The organism is Acidovorax delafieldii 2AN (assembly GCF_000175235.1).
Taxonomy (GTDB): domain Bacteria; phylum Pseudomonadota; class Gammaproteobacteria; order Burkholderiales; family Burkholderiaceae_C; genus Acidovorax; species Acidovorax delafieldii_B.
In genome coordinates, this window is the sequence record NZ_ACQT01000068.1 from 1 (window position 1) to 16,749 (window position 16,749).

The window sequence follows — 16,749 nt, forward strand, 5'->3', positions numbered from 1 at the left end:
TGCTGGCGCGCCGCCTGCCAGGCCTGCAGCAGGTCGGCCGCATGGGCGCCCGTGATGCCCAGCGCCAGCAATGCGGCCCACAGTGGCTTGATGCGCATGGTGTGGTCTCCGATCAGTTGCCTGCCGGGGCGCCCAGCTTGCGCATGATGGTTTCCATCAGGCACCACTTGGTGAAGCCGCTTTGCAGCAGGTTGACGCCCACGAAGGCGGTGAACCACAGCCAGTTGGCGCTGTGGAAGATCGGGCTGCCCGCCACGCCCAGGGCCAGCGACAGCAGAATGAACGATCCGCCGATGATGCGAACGAGTTGCCAGGATGTCATGATGAAACTCCGTAGTGATAAGAAGATGTGTGGCGAGGCAGCGGGGCGCGGCAGACTCACTTTGGCCCCGATGGCTCGTGCAGGCGCTGAATGCCCAGGATCTTGAGCACGTACTTTTCGTAGATGGGGTCGGTGTTGCCGGACTTGATCTTGCCGAGGAAATATTTCTCGAAGGCGATCTTGCCCAGATGCACCCATTTGCCCTTCTTGAACCAGTTGACGTTGCGCGGTGGAATTTGCGGCAGCGCCACGAAGGCGGCGCCGGTGTCGCCCATGTCCGCCAGGCAGATGGCGTTCCAGGTGGCGGTGGCTGTTGCAGGCTTTCCCTCCAGATCGGCCGCGATGTTGTGCACGATGGCCGACACCATCGTTTCGATCATGTAGCCGGTCTTGGGCGCGCCGGTGGGCACGGGGGTTGCCTCCACGGGCGGAATCGCCACGCACACGCCCGCAGCAAAGATGTTGGGGTAGGCCTTGCTGCGCTGGTGCTCGTCGATCAGCACGAAGCCGCGCGGGTTGCACAGGTTGGGCACGGCGGCCACGGCGTCCACGCCCTTGAAGGACGGCAGCATCATCGAGAGCTTGAACGGCAGCTCGTGCTGCTTCAGCAGGTTGCCCTGGTCGTCCAGCTGGTCGACCATCATCTTGCCGTCCTCCACGCGCGTGGTGCGGGCGTTGGTGATCCACTTGATGTCCTGCCCGCGCAGTTCGCTCTCCAGCATGCTCTTGCTGTCGCCCACACCGCCCAGGCCCAGATGTCCGATGTAAGGCTCGCTGGTCACGTAGGTGAGCGGCACCTTGTGGCGCAGCTTGCGCTTGCGCAGGTCGGCCGACACGATGAAGGCGAATTCATACGCCGGGCCGAAGCAGCTGGCGCCGGGCATGGCGCCAATCACCATGGGCCCTGGGTTTTCGAGAAACTTTTCATAGTCGGCCCAGAAGCGCTGGGCGTGGTCGACCGTGCAGATGGAATGGGTATGGCCGTCGACCGGGCCGGCGCCGGGAACTTCCTCGAACGCCAGCCGGGGGCCGGTGGTGATCACCAGATAGTCGTAGTCCACGGTCTGGCCATCGGCCAGCGTGACGCTGTGGCCCGCAGCGTCGATCGACTGTGCCGCGCTGGCAATGAAACCGATGCCCTTGCGCTGAAGCAGGGGGGCGATCTGCAGCACGATGTCGTCCCGCTGTCGCCAGCCCACCGCGATCCACGGGTTCGACGGAACGAAGTGGAAGTAATCCACCGCGCTGATCACGGTGATGCGGTGTTGCGCCGGCAGCTTGCTGCGCAGCTCATAGGCGGCCGGCATGCCGCCGATGCCTGCTCCAAGAATGACGATGTGGGCCATGGTTTGTCTCCTGTGGTGCCTCGTTGTGAATCAGTGCAGTGGTGCTGGTACGTCAGTGCGGCGCAGCCTCTGTCGGGCTGCTGCCAGCGGGCGACCCTGGCGCGGCCAAACCGGCACCGGGGAGGCTGTGCTGCTTGTGGTAAGCCGCGTAATACAGCGTGGGGATGACCACCAGCGTGAGCACGGTGGAGACAAAGATTCCGAAGATCAGCGAAATGGCCAGGCCATTGAAGATCGGGTCATCGAGGATGAAGAACGCGCCAATCATGGCCGCCAGCCCCGTCAGCACGATGGGCTGGGCCCGGGTGATGGCCGAGTGCACGATGGCGTCCTTGAGCGCCTTGCCCTCACGCACCTGCAGGTTGATGAAGTCCACCAGCAGGATGGAGTTGCGCACGATGATGCCGGCCAGCGCGATCATGCCGATCATGCTGGTGGCCGTGTACTGCGCACCCAGCAGGGCGTGCCCCGGCATCACGCCAATGATGGTCAGCGGGATGGGCGCCATGATGATCAGCGGCGTGAGGTACGAGCCAAACTGCGCCACCACCAGCAGGTAGATGAGGATCAGGCCCACGGCATAGGCAGCGCCCATGTCGCGGAAGGTTTCGTAGGTGATCTGCCATTCGCCATCCCACTTGATGGCGTAGTCGCGCAGCGTGTCCGAAGGCTGGCGCACGAAATACTCCACCAGCGGGCCGCCGCCCGGGGTCTGAATCTGTGCGATGTCGCCGCGCATCTGGAACATGCCGTACAGCGGGCTGTCCACCTTGCCTGCCATGTCGGCCACCACCAGGTTCACCGGCAAAAGGTCTTTGTGGTAAACGGGCTGCTCACGCAGGGTGTCGCTCACCGTCACCAGTTCGCTGATCGGCACCTGCTTGCCTGAGGCGCCCCGCACCGTCAGCTGCAGCAACGCGGCCAGGTCGCCATGGCTTTCTTCGGGCAACTGCAGCACCACGGGCGCTGGGTACTTGCTGGCATCGTGCAGGTAGGTGGTGGCCTCGCCGGCCAGGCCTGCGCGCAACGTGGCCACGATGGCCTGCTGCGGTATGCCCAGCAACGCGGCCTTGCGTCGGTCGATCAGAACGAGCTTGCGCGGGGCGCTGGCGATGCTGCTGTCGTCGACATCCACCACGCCGCTGGTCTTGCCGAATACCGCGCGCACGGCCTTGGCCACCTGGCGGCGGCCATCGGCTTCGGGGCCGTAGATCTCGGCCACGATGGGCGAGAGCACCGGCGGCCCTGGCGGCACTTCGACCACCTTCACGTTGGCGCCCAGGCGCTGCCCGATTTGCTGCAGGGCAGGGCGCACGCGTGTGGCGATGGCATGGCTCTGGTCCTTGCGGTGCGATTTGTCCACCAGGTTCACCTGGATGTCGCCCACGTCGCCCCCGGCGCGCAGGTAGTACTGGCGCACCAAGCCGTTGAAATTGATGGGGGCCGCCGTGCCCGCATAGGCCTGGTAGTCGGTCACCTCGGGCACGGTGGCCAGGTACGCGCCCAGTTCGTGCAACACCGCCGCGGTCTGCTCCACCGGTGTGCCGGCAGGCATGTCCACCACCACCTGGAACTCGGACTTGTTGTCGAACGGCAGCATCTTGAGTAGCACCAGCCCCGTGGCCGGTAGGGCCACCGACAGCGCAATCAGCACGGCCACGCCCACGCCAAGCAGGCGGCGGTTGCGGGGGCCGCGCTGGTCGTCGAGCAGCGGCGTGAAGATGCGCGTGAACAGGGGAGTGATGCGCGCCGCCATGCCAGAGGGAGCAGCGTGCGCATGGGAAGCCGCGCCCGCGGGCGCGGGGTGGGCCTTCATCCACAGCCGTGCCAACCAGGGCGTGACGACGAATGCAATGGCCAGCGACAGCAGCATGCCCATGCTGGCGTTGATGGGGATCGGGCTCATGTACGGGCCCATGAGGCCCGACACGAAGGCCATGGGCAGCAGCGCGGCAATCACGGTGAACGTGGCCAGGATGGTGGGGCCGCCCACTTCGTCCACCGCGCCAGGAATGATCTGCGCGAGCGCCTTGCCCGGCTCCAGCTGCTGGTGGCGATGGATGTTCTCGACGACCACGATGGCGTCGTCCACGAGAATGCCGATGGAGAAAATCAGCGCAAACAGCGACACGCGGTTCAGCGTGAATCCCCAGGCCCACGACGCGAACAGTGTCACCGTGAGCGTCAGCACCACCGCCGTACCCACGATGGCGGCCTCGCGCCGGCCGAGCGCAATGAACACCAGCGCCACCACCGAAGCCGTGGCGAACAGCAGTTTCTGGATGAGCTTTTGCGCCTTGTCGTTGGCCGTGGCGCCGTAATTGCGCGTTTCGGCCACCTCCACCCCTTCGGGAATCACGGTGTTGCGCAGTTGCCCCACCCGCTGCATCACAGCGTTGGCCACATCGATCGCGTTCTCGCCGGGCTTCTTGGTGACCAGAACCGTGACGGCGGGGAATTCACCGCCGCCGCTGGCCTGGGCCTGGCCGTGCCACACGTAACGGCTGGGGGGCAAGGGCCCGTCGCTCACATCGGCCACATCTTTCATGAACAGTGGCTTGCCGGAACGCACGCCGACCATCAATTCACCCACGTCGGTTGCCTGCGCCAGGAAGGGCCCGGCCTCCAGCGCCACCGCCTGGTTGCCCGCGATCAGTTCCCCCACCGGCAGGCCCATGTTGGCCGATTGCAATGCGCCGCGCAGGTCCTGTACCGTGGTGCCCGTGCTGGCCATGCGGGCGGGGTCCAGGCGCACCATCACGGCGCGGCCGGGGCCGCCCACGGTCTGCACCTCGCGCGTGCCCGGCACGCGCTTGATTTCGGACTCAATGCTGTGGGCCACGCGCTCCAGGGCGAACGCGCCCGTGTCTGCGTTCTTGCTGAACAGCGTGAGCGTGACGATGGGCACGTCATCAATGCCCTTGGGTTTGATGATGGGCTCCATCACCCCCAAGTCGCGCGGCAGCCAGTCGGTATGGGTGCGCAACGTGTCGTGCAACTGTACCAGCGCCTCGGTGCGGGGAACACCCACCTTGAACTGCACGGTGAGCACGGCCACGCCAGGGCGAGACACCGACATCACGTGTTCGGTGCCCGCCATTTGTGACAGCACCTGTTCGGCCGGGCCCGCCACCATCTGCTCCACATCGGCCACCGAAGCGCCAGGAAACGGAACCAGCACGTTGGCCATGGTGACGTTGATCTGCGGCTCTTCCTCGCGGGGCGTCACCAGCACGGCGAACACGCCCAGCAGAAAAGCCACCAGCGCCAGCAAAGGCGTGATCTGGGCGCTCTGGAACAGGGCGGCAATGCGGCCCGAAATGCCCAGGGCACGCTGTGGTGTGGGGTTCATGTCTGCCATCTCAGCGCACCTTGGCCGCAGCCTGGGGGGCGGTGGCCACCTTGTCGCCCTGGCGCAGACCGCTCAACACTTCGATCTGGTCGCCATCCCGCCGGCCCACGCGCACCTGGCGCAGCAGCGGCCGGCCTTCGGCGCTCAGTACATACACCCCTGTCATCTCAGCCCGCCGCACCAGGGCTGCGGCCGGGATGCGCACGCTTTGTGCGCCAGCGGCGCCTGCAGAGGCGGGCAGCCACACGCGGGCGAACATGCCGGGGGTGACCCCTTTGAGTTCGCCGGGCAGGGCCAGGCGCAACTGCAGCGTGTGCGTTGCGGCGTCCACCGTGGGCAGAAGCTGGGCTTGCTCCGCCGGCACGGTGATGCGCTCCGAGGCCAGGCCCGGAATCTCGGCCTGCAAGGCTTTGGCATCGGCCAGGGCGCTTGCCGCCATCTGCGGCACCATCGCCGTGACGCGCAGGGCAGTGGGGTCGTACATGCGCACCAGGGGCTTTCCAGGCATTGCCATGTCGCCCAGGGCCACCGCGACCTCGCTCACCACGCCGGAATACGGGGCCTTCAAGGCATAAAAGCCCGATTGCGTGGCGGCGGCCCCTGCCTGCGCCTGCAATGCCCGCACCTGGGCCTGGCTGGCCTGCAACTGGGCCTGGGCGCGGTCAAGCGCCGCCTGGCTGATGTACTGCTTCTGGAAAAGCTGTTTCTGCCGCTCGAACTCCTTGCTGGCCACTTGCAGGCCGGCACGCGCCGCCTCCACCTGCGCCGAGCTGGCAGCGGCGTTCTGCGATGCAGCGCGGGCGTCGATGCGCACCAGTTCCTGCCCCGCCTTGACCGCGTCGCCCGCCTTCACGCCCAGCACAACCACGGCCCCCTGCACCTGGGCCGACACCACGGTGTCACGCACGGCTTCGACCACGCCATCCACACTGGACTGGCCCGATGCAGCCCTGGTTGTGACTTCATGGATGGCAAGCGGGGCGGCATCGGCGGCCCAGGCGCCCGTGGTGGCCAGCAAGCTGGACATTAACGCGGCGGCGGCGAGGCGAGGCATCGGCATGTGGTTCTCCGTCCCTGCACGGGAAATCAGTTGCAATTGATTTATTATTTAACTAAATAGCTAATTAGTCAATTGTTGTATGATAGCGACTCGCCTGATCTTCAAAGCGCTGGTTTCGCCGGCCGATCGGGCCAGGAGTGACTTATGAAGAACATGCCTCCCGAAGCGCTGGAAGAGGTTGCGGGGTACTTTCAGGTGCTGGCCGAACCCACGCGCCTGCGCATCCTCAACATCCTGCGGGAAGGAGAGCGCAACGTGGGCGAGCTGGCGCAGATGTGCGGCTACACGGCTGCGAATGTGTCGCGCCACCTCTCGCTGATGACCAAGCACGGCCTCGTGGCCCGCGAAGGGCGGGGCACCAGCGTGTATTACCGGTTTGCCGACGAATCGGTGTTTGCGCTGTGCGACTTGGTGTGCGACAACATCGCGCGCCAGCTGCAGCGTTCGGCTGCCAGCCGCGCCCTGTTTTCGGTGGCGCCCGTCGCCCATTGATCGGCGGGCTGCTGCGCTGCGCGCCTGCAGAGCCGCATGAAGCCCGGCGCAAGGCCGGGCGGCCGGTACAGTAGCGGGATATGGCAATCCATCCCGCCGCTTTCTGAGCCACCATGACCACCGCCCCCAATCCTGCAGCGACAGACTTCCTCATCATCGGCGCAGGCATCGCCGGCGCCTCCGTGGCCTACTGGCTGGCACCCCACGGACGGGTGACGGTACTGGAGCGCGAATCCCAGCCCGGCTACCACTCCACGGGCCGTTCCGCGGCGCTGTACATGGCGAGCTACGGGCCCGACCAGGTGCGCGCGCTCACCCGCGCCAGCCTCGACTTCTTTCGCAACCCGCCACCCGGGTTTGCGGACTACCCCCTGCTCAAGCCCCGGGGCGCCATGATGGTCGCCACCGCCGCGCAGATGGACGCGCTGCAGGCGCATTGGGCCATGCTCTCGGCGCTCGACCCGCATGCCACCTTCATCAGCGGCGCGCAGGCGTGCGAGAAGGTGCCCGTGCTGCGTGCAGACCAGGTGGCTGCGGCGGTCTACGAGCCCGATGCTTTCGACATGGACGTGGACGCGATCCATTCGGGTTTTTTGAAAGGCATCCGCCGTGCCGGCGCCACGGTGGAATGCAACGCCGAAGTCACGGCAATCGAGCGCTCAGGCGACACCTGGGTGGTGAGGGCCGGCGCACGAAGCTGGACGGCGCCGGTCGTCATCAACGCGGCGGGTGCGTGGGCCGAAGCCGTGGGCCAGTTGGCGGGGGCCCAGCGCATCGGGCTGGTGCCGCACCGGCGCTCGGCTTTCGTGTTTCAGCCGCCCGCAGGTACCAGCGTGGAAGCGTGGCCCATGGTGATCGGCGCCAGCGAGGACTGGTATCTCAAGCCCGACGCGGGCATGCTGCTGGGCTCACCCGCGAACGCCGACCCGGTGCCGCCCCAAGACGTGCAGCCCGAAGAGCTCGACATCGCCATGGGCATCCACCGCATCAGCGAAATGACGACGCTGGACATACGGCGGCCCCACCGCACCTGGGCCGGGCTGCGCTCGTTCGTGGCCGACGGCGAACTGGTGGGCGGGGCGGACGCGCAGGTCCCCGGCTTCTTTTGGGTGGCGGCGCAAGGCGGCTATGGCATCCAGACCTGCGCCGCCATGGGCGAGGCCTGCGCGGCGCTGGTGCGTGGGCTGCCTATTCCAGACCACATCCGTCGCCACGGCGTGAAGCCGGAAGCGATCAGCCCCCGCCGACTGGCGATATAAGGCATCGCCCTTCGCGCAACAGCTTTGCGGCGAGGCGCGTGCCGGCGGCTCCACGTGGGTGGGCAAGGCGGGTGCGGATTGGGCGCGCATCCGGTCTGCTGCGAAATTCATTAGCTATTGAAAAAATAGCAACATGCGCTTGATGCATAAGCGCAAGAGGCCTACTTGGCTAAATAATGTGCCTTGATCGTGCCTTAGCCGGCCCGCCTGGTTGCTGGCATTGCGTTCACCACCGGCCTACGGTAAGCGTGGCGTGACGCCAGCCATCACCTTTTGCCACCCCTCCAATCTGGCCTGCTCAGGCCCGGGCCTCGGCCCGCCGCGCGGGTTTGGCCAAGCGTGCGCCGCTGGGGCCGGAGCCAGCGGCTGCCTCAGGGCAGGGCGGAACTCGTTGGTCCCCGTCTGAAATACGGTGCAACGCGCTGACGGGTGGGACTTACGGACGGCGCCGTCAGCGATCTTCTTACTACATCAACCGCAGGGCAAAGACTTTACCTTGGAGCATCTGGCACATGAGGCGACGCAGGAGACAACCCCCGTGCACAACGCCAGCAGGCCTCTGCCTTGCACCCTCCTGACGAAGCGTGGCGCTTGCGCAAATCTGCAGGCCGCCAGCGCAACCCATCCTTGCGGCCACCTTGGCGCGCAGTCTTGTGGCCCGTGCCCTGTGCATTGAGGAGCGCGGCCCTGGCGAACGATCAGGGCAAGGCCCCCAACTCGACACGCACGATGTAGAAAGGAGCCATCAGCTTCGGGCTGGTGCATATCCCGGGGGGCCTGTACACGGCCACGGCCAGTTTCGGCGTGGACCTTGACTGGCTCGACCGGCGCTCGATGGAACCGGACCTAGACCTTTCTCCTTTGCCACAGCGCCGCGTCACCGACACGTGAGCAGCCTGGTAACGGTCAATGCATCGGCCGGCCGATCCTTTTGCTCGCCCTTGATATCGCGTAGTTCACCAGGCAGTAAAGCGCAGCGACAACGAGATACACGGGCACCAGCGCGTGGTAGTTGGCGATGATCACCTTGGCGTTCTGCATGAGCTCGCCGTAGGTGACGACGTAGCCGAAGGTGGTGTCCTTGACCACGATGACCAGTTGTGCGACTAGTGCCGGGACGATGTAGCGCAGGGCCTGAGGAAAGACAATATGAAAGAAGACCTGGGCTTCGGTCAGCCCCAGGCTTCGCGCAGCATTTGTTTGGCCTCGGGGAACAGCGAGCACGCCCGCGCGGTACACCTCGGCCACCACGGCGGCGGTGCTCAGGCCGACGGGCAACGTCAACATCCAGTAGGTGCTCAGCTTGATCCCGGCCTGCGGCAGCACCAGAAAGCACACATAGATCAGCAGCAGCGTCGGCGTGCCACGCAGGAACTCGATGACCGCGATGCTCGGCCAGCGCACCAGCCGCGGCCGCGCCAGGCGCCCCTGCAGCAGCGCCAGCCCGAAAAACAGGGCAATGACGGCGGCCATCGCCGCCGATGCCAGCGTGCCCAGCAGGCCCTTGGCCAGGAAGGCCCAGGTCGTCTGCCAGGCGAAGAACTCCCAGAATCGAGCCTCGAACTGCCCTGCGGTATGAAAGCGCAACCCGATACCCGCAGCCAGCAGGAGCAGCACGGCCGCGGTGATCACGCTCACCACCCGGGTGACGGTCTGGGCCTGCGGACTTGGCGCGCCAAACAGAATGTCTTCCAAAGGGCGGTTCATCGCAGTATCCGCACTTTCTTTTCCACGATGGCACCAGCCCAAGCGATGAGCAGCCCGGTTGCCACGTACATCGCGGCCGCCATCGCAAACGCGGCCATGCCGGCTGCGGAGTCGTTGGCGATCTTGGATACGAGCGCGGTAAGCTCCCGGCCTGGAACCGGTACTTGCGAGGCCAACGAGGTCGACAGCATCAGCGCGATGAGCAGCGATGTCATCGGCTGCACCACCGAGCGCAGCGCCTGCGGCAATACCACCGCAGAGATGATATGCATTGGCCGCATGCCCAGGCTGAGGGCGGCTTCAATCTGGCTGCCGCCGATGGTGTTGATGCCCGAGCGAAGGTAGTCCGCAGTGAACGCGGAGCAGACCAGCGTTAACGTCAGGATCACGCTGGGCTCATAGTCGATCAGGACATTGAGATCGGGCAACGCGAACACGATAAAGATCAACAGCGCCACGCTGGGAATGTTGCGGAAGATCTCGACGTAGACGGTCAGGACGAAGCGCAGCGGTGGCAGTGGGAAGAGCCGAAGCACTGCCACAACCATGCCCAGCAAGAAACCGGGCACGAACGACATGACAGTGAGCTTCCATGTCAGCAAAAGGGCCTGCCCGAAGGCAGGCCCGTATTCGGCCAGGAGCTTGGAAACCTCGCCCATTCGTTATGGCAGAGCGGGTGGTGTCGGAACGGCTGTGCTGCCGGTGCGCTGTCCGATGGATATGGTCCAGAGTTTGGCCCAGGTGCCGTCGGCTTCCACCTTCTTCAGGAAGGTATTGATGAAGGCCACGCCGTCCGAGCCCTTGGGCAGTCCGACGCCGTAGGGGTCTTGCAAACCAAAGGGTGCGCCCGCCAGCTTCGCGTCGCCGGTTCCGAGGCTCAGGGCATTGAGCAACAGCGTGTGGTCGGTAATGTAGGCGTCCACGCGCCCCTGGCGCAGTGCGTCAAGCGCTTCCTGGTGCGTCTGGAACTCCTGTACGACAGCCTTGGGCGCGTACTGCGCCAGGATCGCGGGCCCCGTGGAGCCAGCCTGCGTGGCGACCTTCTTGCCGGCCAGATCGTTGTACGACTGGATCGTCTTGTTGTTCGCCTTGACCAGCACCCCAGCCTGCGAGGTGTAGTAGGGGCCTGCGAACGAGATCTTCTCGGCGCGGGCAGGGGTGATGGAGTAGGTGGCGAACACCATGTCCACCTGGTCGTTGATGAGCACCTGCTCGCGTGTGGACGAGGTCACCTGCGTGAACTGGTACTTGCCGCCATCGCCCAGGATGTAGCGCGTAAGGAGCTGGGCCAGACCTGCATCGAAGCCGCGGATCTTGCCGTCTTTCTCGTTGAGCAGCGAGAAGAGGTTCGAAGTTTGCGTGCCGCCCAGGCGCAGAGTGCCGGCCTGCTTGATCTTGCTGGCCCAGGTGCTCGATGCGATGGTCGCAGCGTCGGCGACGGGGCCCTGCGCGATCAACGCGTCAAACGCCGCTGTATTGATGGGCGCGCCCTGCGCGAAAAGCGGCCCACCGGTCACGATCGCCAGTGCCATTACGGAGGATTTCAGGATGGATTGGATAGACATGCATTCCTCTTGGATGGTGTGTGACGCAAACGAATATATAGAGTTTGATATGGCAATTTGGTATATGCATACTGCTTGCCTGACCCGTCCACCGTTGTGCACGTGATGCAGCATCCTGTCGGTCATGGAAATCCCGCCACCACGGCTCAAAGTTCTGGAACTGTTTCTGATCTTGCCGAGCATTCGTTCGCTGCCTGACTCGGCCAAGGGCTGACCAACAGCATTTCGCAAACATTCTGGCATCAAATCCGAATGTCTGAGATCAGCCACAAGCGATCACCACAGACAGTTCGCATTCTTGACTTCCCGCAGGCTAGGCTTGGCCCCGTGGCGCGGGATTTCAGGACGCAGCGGGGCATCATGGTGGATGGCGACGGCTTAGGCTTGCGCATGTAGCGCTGCAGCGCCGGCTCAGAACCATGCCCAGATGCGGCGCAGCAATGCGGGAACCGGTCGGGCAGGACGGAATACATAGCGGGATGGTTTGTACATGGCCTTCTCGGTGTCAGTTTTTACGATACTGTGCAAAACATCAGTATCATAGGCAAGACCGCCACGGCAACTCTCAACCATCTCGCCCAAGGCATCAGAATTTCCGCGCTAGCGTCCTCTGCTCCACCTGATGTCCTCAGCCCTCGCACCCACCGAACTCCGGGGCTTCAACAGCCCGCGCATTGGCCCCAATGGGGTGAAGGTGCCGACGTACCTGTACAAGCTCGGCTACGACGCCACAACGCAGAAAGCCTGGGCCCATTGGCAGGAAATCCGTGAAGGGGAGATGGTGGGCCGGCCGATCAGCTACCAGGAGCTGGTCCAGCGCACGGGTGTGGAGTTTTTGCCAAGAACTGCACTGCCGCACTGAGCCTTCGCAAGCCCGGTGTCAGCGGTGGCGTTATAAATCGGGCCTCTCTACCCTCTTTACACAGTGAACATCCATGAACCGCGCAGAACTCGTTGAAATCCTGGCTTCCAAGAATGATCTGTCCAAGGCAGCTGCCAATGCTGTTTTGGAAACCCTGATCGACACCATCCAGACTGCCGTCAAGAAAGGTAATCCAGTTCAGCTCGTGGGCTTCGGCACCTTCAAGTCGGCCAAGCGTGCGGCTCGTACCGGCAAGAACCCAGCAACCGGCGCCGCGCTGAAGATCCCTGCAAGCACCGTGCCGAAGTTTGTGGCGGGCGCCAAATTCAAAGCGGTGGTGGACCCCAAGGCTGCCAAGCGCAAGGCGGACAAGGCCGCGAAATAACGGGCCATTTCTGGCCGAGAGGCTTGATTCAGAACCGCCACGGATCCCGTACCTGTCATTCACCACTTTGTGTACCAACCGACTTCTGCTCGGTCAAACCGGAGACTGACTGAGTTAGTCATTGCTCAGACATCCTTGGCAGGAAAGTCGCTGGTCTGTGGAGTGCCGACGATGCGTTGGCACTCAAAAGGACCTTGAACAAACGGATTCTGGTCATCGACACAACTTTGCGCGAGATATTCCGCGTATACAAAATCGCCATCCATGCGAGCCAGGTTCTCGGGCTCACTGCGCTCCACCTCGGGCCGGTCGGCGATGGCTACCTTCATGTAATCGCTCCAGACCGGCAAGGCCAGAAGGCCTCCCGTGGCATTGCCTAGGCTGCGGGGCTGATCGTACCCCACCCAGACCACCGAGGCGATCCCCGATGAGTAACCGGCGAACCACACATCCCGAGCGTCGTTAGAAGTCCCTGTCTTGCCCGCCAGATCTTTGCGGCCGAGCTGTGCCGCGCGTCGACCGGTTCCATGCCGGACCACATCACGCAGCATGCTGTCCATCACATAGGCATTGCGCTCCGAAATCGCCTGCCTGCGGGGGGACTTGGTGCTCGCTTCATACAGCACATGGCCATTGCGTTCGCTCACCTTGCTGACCAATCTTGGCTCGACCAATGCACCGCCATTGGCGAACACGGCATAGGCCTGCGTCAGCTGCAAGGGTGTGATCGCTCCCGCTCCCAAAGCGAGCGGCAGTCCGGGAGGATTGAGCTCCGGAAGAAAGCCGAAACGGGAGGCGAACTGCTGTACATAATCCGCGCCCGCGGCCTGCATCAGGTTGACTGCAACTACATTCTTTGAGCGTACCAAGCCGCGTCGGGCCGAAATAAAGCCTTCATAGTTGTTGCCGTAATTGCGAGGGCTCCAGGCTTTTTGGCCCCGTGCCGAGGGAGTGACCACCCGCTGGGTGTCGTCGACCAGGGTGCCAGGAAAGTAGCCTTTTTCCAGTGCCGCAGAAAAGACGAAAGGCTTGAAGGTCGAGCCAGGCTGACGCACCGCCTGCACCGCATGGTCGAAATTATTGAATCGGAAGTCAAAGCCACCGGTCAACGCCAGAATCTCCCCTGACTCTGCATCGATCGACACGAGGGCGCCTTCCATCTTTGGCAGCTGGCTCAAGCGCCACCGTTGCTGGGTATCGGCCACCACGCGGACCACGGCGCCCGACCCGATGCGTGTGCGTGCTGGCGCATCCGGCATGAGTGCACGGCTGGCGCTGGCGGTCAGCGTTTTGTGCGGGATCTGGATCTGCGTGCCGTCGCGCAAGGCCGCCACGATGCCAGCCGTGCCCGAGGCCTCCAGCACGATGGCTGCGCGCAACGCACCACTGTCGCGGTAGGGTGCGAGCGCCGTCCGTATGGCTGGCAGATCGCCAGCATGGATCGGCACGCGAACATGTCCTTCCGGCCCGGCATAGCCACGCATGCCCTGGGCATCCACGAGGCCCCTGCGCAATGCGTGCGAGGCGGCCTGCTGTTCAGGCAGACTGATCGTGGTCTTCACGTCCAATCCCATCGAATAGGCGTCGTCTCCAAATTGCGCGACCATCATCTGTCGCGCCTGTTCGACGGCATATGCGGCGCTGGGGACGACGGAATGGGAGCGGGGCCTCAAGACCAATACTTCAGTGCGGGCCGCTGCATGGGTATGTTCGTCAAGGTACCCAAGCTCCCGCATGCGGTGGAGGATGTGTTGCTGGCGGACGACGGCGCGTTCGCGGTTGGCGACAGGGTTGTATGCCGAAGGGGCTTTCGGCAATCCGGCCAGCATGGCCGCTTCGGCAACACTCAACTGATCGAGCGTCTTGTCAAAATAGATCGATGCGGCCGCAGCAAATCCGTAGGCACGCTCTCCCAGATAGACCTGGTTCATGTACAGCTCAAGAATCTTGTCCTTGCTGTAGATCGATTCGAGCTTGTAGGCCAGCAGGATTTCCCTGATCTTGCGGCTGTAGGTTTTTTCCCGGCTCAGGAAGAAAACGCGTGCGACTTGCATCGTGATGGTGCTACCGCCCTGGGCATGCTCTCCAGCCATGAGATTGCGCAATGCCGAGCGCGCCAGGCCCGAGAAGTCCACTGCGCCATGCTCGTAAAACTGGGCATCCTCAATCGCCAGCAACGCTTGCCGCATTTTCTGTGGGATGTGCTCGATCGGCACGAATTCGCGTCGCTCTTCACCATACTCGGCGAGCAAACTGCCATCCTTGGCATAAATCCGCATCGGCAGTTTGGGGTCATAGTCGGCCAGATGGACGATCGCGGGCAGGTTTTGCCACAGCACGTAAAGGCCGTACGTCGCACCGACGGCGGCACAGACGGACAACCCGATCACCAAGCTGGCAAGAAACGGCAATATCGAACGGGATTTTGCGGGGGGCGTATTGCTATTCATAGGGTGTTTTGGGCCAGCAGATCAGCGATGGTGGTTTTCGTTCAGCCGGAGAGCCTGCGCGTAGCGCTATTCCCAGCGCTTCTGAAAAGAAAACGTGGGCAGCTTCCAGCCTTGCCAGATCGCCAGCAGACGCAGCGTCAGGCCGACACCAAAAATGATGGCCGTGCTCAGGCCGACATTGACGCCGAGCTCAAGCAGGCCCAGAAAGAGGCTGCATACGATCAGCGAGACGACCGCATACAGCTCGCGCCTAAACACTACGGGCACCTGGTTGCACAGGACGTCGCGGACTACGCCGCCACAAATGCCGGTGATCATCCCGGACATGACGATCACGGGAAACGGGTAGTCCATTTCGCGCGCCACATTGCAGCCGATCAATGAGAACGCGATCAATCCCATGGCGTCGAGTACCAGAAACACCCGCTTTAAATGGTGCATGTGCGGTGCCACCAGTGTGGTCAGCAGTCCCGCAGAAATCACCAAGTAGATGTATTCCGGGTGCTGGGTCCAGCCGATGGGAAAGTGGCCCAGGATCATGTCGCGCACGGTTCCGCCACCGAGCGCCGTGACAAAGGCGATCACGGCGACACCGAACATGTCCATATTGCGGCGGCCGGCCGCGAGGGCGCCCGACATGGCCTCGGCGACGATCGCCACCAGATAAATGATGCTCAGCACGCTGGCTCCTGACGAACAGAAACCGGTCGCTCGACGAGCGATAAAGAAAAGAACGAAAACATATGGGGGAGACACCTTGGAGGCAGGGCGCGCGGTGTCACGGGCCCTGATGCGCCTCTCCCCCTGTCCTTTTACCTGAGAGTTTCGACTGCGCGAGCAGTCTGCCCCTTCGGTGTGCCATCAACGCGCAAAGTGCGGCGTTTGGCATCTCTCCAGTCGGCGAAATGGTTTTGCGGTCCTGTATGCCTGAGCGATGATGGGAGCTTGCGCCTTCGGCGGAGGCGCAAGGCGCCCCTCTCTCCCGCAAAACAAGTGATATTTTAACGTAGTCCTACGTGCGCGACCCTTCTCAACGGCGAGCGGGCACAAGTTGCAGAGCACGCAGTCGTTCCGATCGATCACTTTACGCTCCTTCGACCCCTGCAAATAGCTGGCGTATTTGCTGCGCAAACACGAAGCGGGCGAATACCGCTTTGCCATCCCGCTGGTGCACGAACAGTTTGAACCGTTGGAGGTGGACTTGCTGCTGCACCAGGAGCTGGCAGTGCTGGCGCGCGACCGAGATCCGGATTGAGGAACGCATGGGATGCACTGGGACCAGTGCTGCAAACTTTTGAGCCTGATCGCTGACATGCAGCTATCTCATATGCGCGAAGCTATTGAATAAATAGCAGATGGTGGCTCGTCTCAGGGCCGCTGCGCCATCACCAGCGCATACAGCGCCTGCGCCGCCACCGACAGGCTCTCGTCCCGCCGCCGCACCAGATAGATCTGCCGCGTCAGCCCCGGCAGCGACAGCGGCCGCGTCACCAGCCCCGGCTGGTCAAAGTGGAACAGCGTGAGCGCAGGCACCACGCTGATACCCAGGCCCGCGCGCACCATGCCCATCACGGTGGCCAGCTGCTCCACCTCCATCAGCGTGTGCATGGCCTGCGGGTGCAGGGCGGCCTCCAGGTACTGGCGCACGCTGCTGGTGCGCGCCAGGTGGATGAAGGGCCACGCGGCCAGGTCCTGCGCGGTGATGGCCTTGCGCCTGCGCGCCAGCGGGTGGTCGGCCGGGCATACCAGGTAGAAGTTGTCGCTACAAAACGGCTCGGCCTGCAGCGCGGGCGTGTCGGCGCGGATGGCGGCCAGTGCAAAGTCGGCATGGCCGCTGGCAACGCGGTCGATGCAGGGCTCGGACAGCACATCGGCAATGTCGATCTCGATGCCCGGGTGCGCCGCGCGGTACTGCGCCAGCACGCCTGGCAGCCAGCCCGCCGCCAGCG

At 63.8% G+C, this 16,749-nt stretch carries 14 protein-coding genes, 2 pseudogenes and 1 riboswitch; of the genes and pseudogenes, 6 read left to right on the forward strand and 10 right to left on the reverse strand.

Annotation, left to right across the window (positions count from 1 at the left end):
- Positions 1 to 112: 112 nt before the first annotated feature.
- From ACDELDRAFT_RS10750 to ACDELDRAFT_RS10765, 4 genes are read right to left on the reverse strand one after another with little or no spacing between them, the layout of a single operon-like run.
- Positions 113 to 322 carry a YgaP family membrane protein gene (locus tag ACDELDRAFT_RS10750; protein WP_005796500.1) on the reverse strand — a complete coding sequence of 70 codons (210 nt, stop codon included), beginning with the start codon at positions 320 to 322 and terminating at the stop codon, positions 113 to 115.
- 56 nt (positions 323 to 378) lie between these two features.
- Entirely contained in the window at positions 379 to 1,668 is a 1,290-nt protein-coding gene (locus tag ACDELDRAFT_RS10755) for an NAD(P)/FAD-dependent oxidoreductase (protein ID WP_005796502.1), read from the reverse strand.
- 52 nt (positions 1,669 to 1,720) lie between these two features.
- A complete protein-coding gene (locus ACDELDRAFT_RS10760; protein WP_005796504.1) occupies positions 1,721 to 5,029 on the reverse strand; it encodes an efflux RND transporter permease subunit in 3,309 nt (1,102 codons plus the stop codon).
- Position 5,030: 1 nt separating this feature from the next.
- Positions 5,031 to 6,080: an efflux RND transporter periplasmic adaptor subunit gene (locus tag ACDELDRAFT_RS10765; protein WP_005796506.1), complete on the reverse strand. Its 1,050-nt coding sequence runs from the start codon at positions 6,078 to 6,080 to the stop codon at positions 5,031 to 5,033.
- A 144-nt stretch (positions 6,081 to 6,224) separates the two neighbouring features.
- Between ACDELDRAFT_RS10765 and ACDELDRAFT_RS10770 the strand changes: the two genes are divergently transcribed.
- The 3 genes and pseudogenes from ACDELDRAFT_RS10770 to ACDELDRAFT_RS25690 all read left to right on the forward strand — a co-directional run.
- Positions 6,225 to 6,572 (forward strand): ArsR/SmtB family transcription factor, encoded by a 348-nt coding sequence (locus ACDELDRAFT_RS10770; RefSeq protein ID WP_005796508.1) that lies wholly within the window; start codon positions 6,225 to 6,227, stop codon positions 6,570 to 6,572.
- A 113-nt stretch (positions 6,573 to 6,685) separates the two neighbouring features.
- Entirely contained in the window at positions 6,686 to 7,831 is a 1,146-nt protein-coding gene (locus tag ACDELDRAFT_RS10775; RefSeq protein WP_005796509.1) for an NAD(P)/FAD-dependent oxidoreductase, read from the forward strand.
- 687 nt (positions 7,832 to 8,518) lie between these two features.
- A pseudogene (locus ACDELDRAFT_RS25690) lies at positions 8,519 to 8,674 on the forward strand (Ku protein); the annotation flags it as partial.
- 63 nt (positions 8,675 to 8,737) lie between these two features.
- Here ACDELDRAFT_RS25690 and ACDELDRAFT_RS10780 read toward each other — a convergent pair.
- From ACDELDRAFT_RS10780 to ACDELDRAFT_RS10790, 3 genes are read right to left on the reverse strand one after another with little or no spacing between them, the layout of a single operon-like run.
- Positions 8,738 to 9,538: an amino acid ABC transporter permease gene (locus tag ACDELDRAFT_RS10780; RefSeq protein ID WP_005796511.1), complete on the reverse strand. Its 801-nt coding sequence runs from the start codon at positions 9,536 to 9,538 to the stop codon at positions 8,738 to 8,740.
- A complete protein-coding gene (locus ACDELDRAFT_RS10785) occupies positions 9,535 to 10,197 on the reverse strand; it encodes an amino acid ABC transporter permease (protein ID WP_005796513.1) in 663 nt (220 codons plus the stop codon). Before ACDELDRAFT_RS10785 ends, ACDELDRAFT_RS10780 begins: the two co-directional genes overlap by 4 nt.
- A 3-nt stretch (positions 10,198 to 10,200) precedes the next feature.
- Complete coding sequence (locus ACDELDRAFT_RS10790) at positions 10,201 to 11,103, reverse strand: glutamate ABC transporter substrate-binding protein (protein ID WP_005796515.1); 903 nt, start codon at positions 11,101 to 11,103, stop codon at positions 10,201 to 10,203.
- A 664-nt stretch (positions 11,104 to 11,767) separates the two neighbouring features.
- Between ACDELDRAFT_RS10790 and ACDELDRAFT_RS10795 the strand changes: the two are divergent.
- Positions 11,768 to 11,965 (forward strand): annotated as a pseudogene (locus tag ACDELDRAFT_RS10795) (DNA/RNA non-specific endonuclease); the annotation flags it as partial.
- 73 nt (positions 11,966 to 12,038) lie between these two features.
- Positions 12,039 to 12,350 (forward strand): HU family DNA-binding protein, encoded by a 312-nt coding sequence (locus ACDELDRAFT_RS10800; protein WP_005796519.1) that lies wholly within the window; start codon positions 12,039 to 12,041, stop codon positions 12,348 to 12,350.
- A 125-nt stretch (positions 12,351 to 12,475) separates the two neighbouring features.
- Here ACDELDRAFT_RS10800 and ACDELDRAFT_RS10805 read toward each other — a convergent pair whose 3' ends face one another.
- The gene (locus ACDELDRAFT_RS10805; protein ID WP_005796521.1) at positions 12,476 to 14,800 is read right to left on the reverse strand and encodes a penicillin-binding protein 1A; all 2,325 of its coding nucleotides are present in this window, start codon (positions 14,798 to 14,800) and stop codon (positions 12,476 to 12,478) included.
- A 66-nt stretch (positions 14,801 to 14,866) separates the two neighbouring features.
- Positions 14,867 to 15,481 carry a trimeric intracellular cation channel family protein gene (locus ACDELDRAFT_RS10810; RefSeq protein ID WP_005796523.1) on the reverse strand — a complete coding sequence of 205 codons (615 nt, stop codon included), beginning with the start codon at positions 15,479 to 15,481 and terminating at the stop codon, positions 14,867 to 14,869.
- Positions 15,482 to 15,704: 223 nt separating this feature from the next.
- Positions 15,705 to 15,795: riboswitch (glycine riboswitch) on the reverse strand.
- A gap of 125 nt (positions 15,796 to 15,920) precedes the next feature.
- On the opposite strand from ACDELDRAFT_RS10810, the gene ACDELDRAFT_RS25995 reads away from it, so the two are divergent.
- Positions 15,921 to 16,055: a hypothetical protein gene (locus ACDELDRAFT_RS25995; RefSeq protein WP_269763821.1), complete on the forward strand. Its 135-nt coding sequence runs from the start codon at positions 15,921 to 15,923 to the stop codon at positions 16,053 to 16,055.
- 113 nt (positions 16,056 to 16,168) lie between these two features.
- Here ACDELDRAFT_RS25995 and ACDELDRAFT_RS10815 read toward each other — a convergent pair.
- The coding region (locus ACDELDRAFT_RS10815; RefSeq protein WP_040328839.1) for a LysR substrate-binding domain-containing protein at positions 16,169 to 16,749 on the reverse strand (581 nt) is incomplete at its 5' end.

What these genes read in the sequence shown, in the direction of transcription:
- ACDELDRAFT_RS10765 (WP_005796506.1), bottom strand. Translation starts at nt 6,080, where the DNA reads ATGCCGATGCCTCGCCTCGCCGCCGCCGCGTTAATGTCCAGCTTGCTG.
- ACDELDRAFT_RS10750 (WP_005796500.1), bottom strand. Translation starts at nt 322, where the DNA reads ATGACATCCTGGCAACTCGTTCGCATCATCGGCGGATCGTTCATTCTG.
- ACDELDRAFT_RS10785 (WP_005796513.1), bottom strand. Translation starts at nt 10,197, where the DNA reads ATGGGCGAGGTTTCCAAGCTCCTGGCCGAATACGGGCCTGCCTTCGGG.
- ACDELDRAFT_RS10760 (WP_005796504.1), bottom strand. Translation starts at nt 5,029, where the DNA reads ATGGCAGACATGAACCCCACACCACAGCGTGCCCTGGGCATTTCGGGC.
- ACDELDRAFT_RS10770 (WP_005796508.1), top strand. Translation starts at nt 6,225, where the DNA reads ATGAAGAACATGCCTCCCGAAGCGCTGGAAGAGGTTGCGGGGTACTTT.
- ACDELDRAFT_RS10800 (WP_005796519.1), top strand. Translation starts at nt 12,039, where the DNA reads ATGAACCGCGCAGAACTCGTTGAAATCCTGGCTTCCAAGAATGATCTG.
- ACDELDRAFT_RS10780 (WP_005796511.1), bottom strand. Translation starts at nt 9,538, where the DNA reads ATGAACCGCCCTTTGGAAGACATTCTGTTTGGCGCGCCAAGTCCGCAG.
- ACDELDRAFT_RS10775 (WP_005796509.1), top strand. Translation starts at nt 6,686, where the DNA reads ATGACCACCGCCCCCAATCCTGCAGCGACAGACTTCCTCATCATCGGC.
- ACDELDRAFT_RS10805 (WP_005796521.1), bottom strand. Translation starts at nt 14,800, where the DNA reads ATGAATAGCAATACGCCCCCCGCAAAATCCCGTTCGATATTGCCGTTT.
- ACDELDRAFT_RS10755 (WP_005796502.1), bottom strand. Translation starts at nt 1,668, where the DNA reads ATGGCCCACATCGTCATTCTTGGAGCAGGCATCGGCGGCATGCCGGCC.
- ACDELDRAFT_RS10790 (WP_005796515.1), bottom strand. Translation starts at nt 11,103, where the DNA reads ATGTCTATCCAATCCATCCTGAAATCCTCCGTAATGGCACTGGCGATC.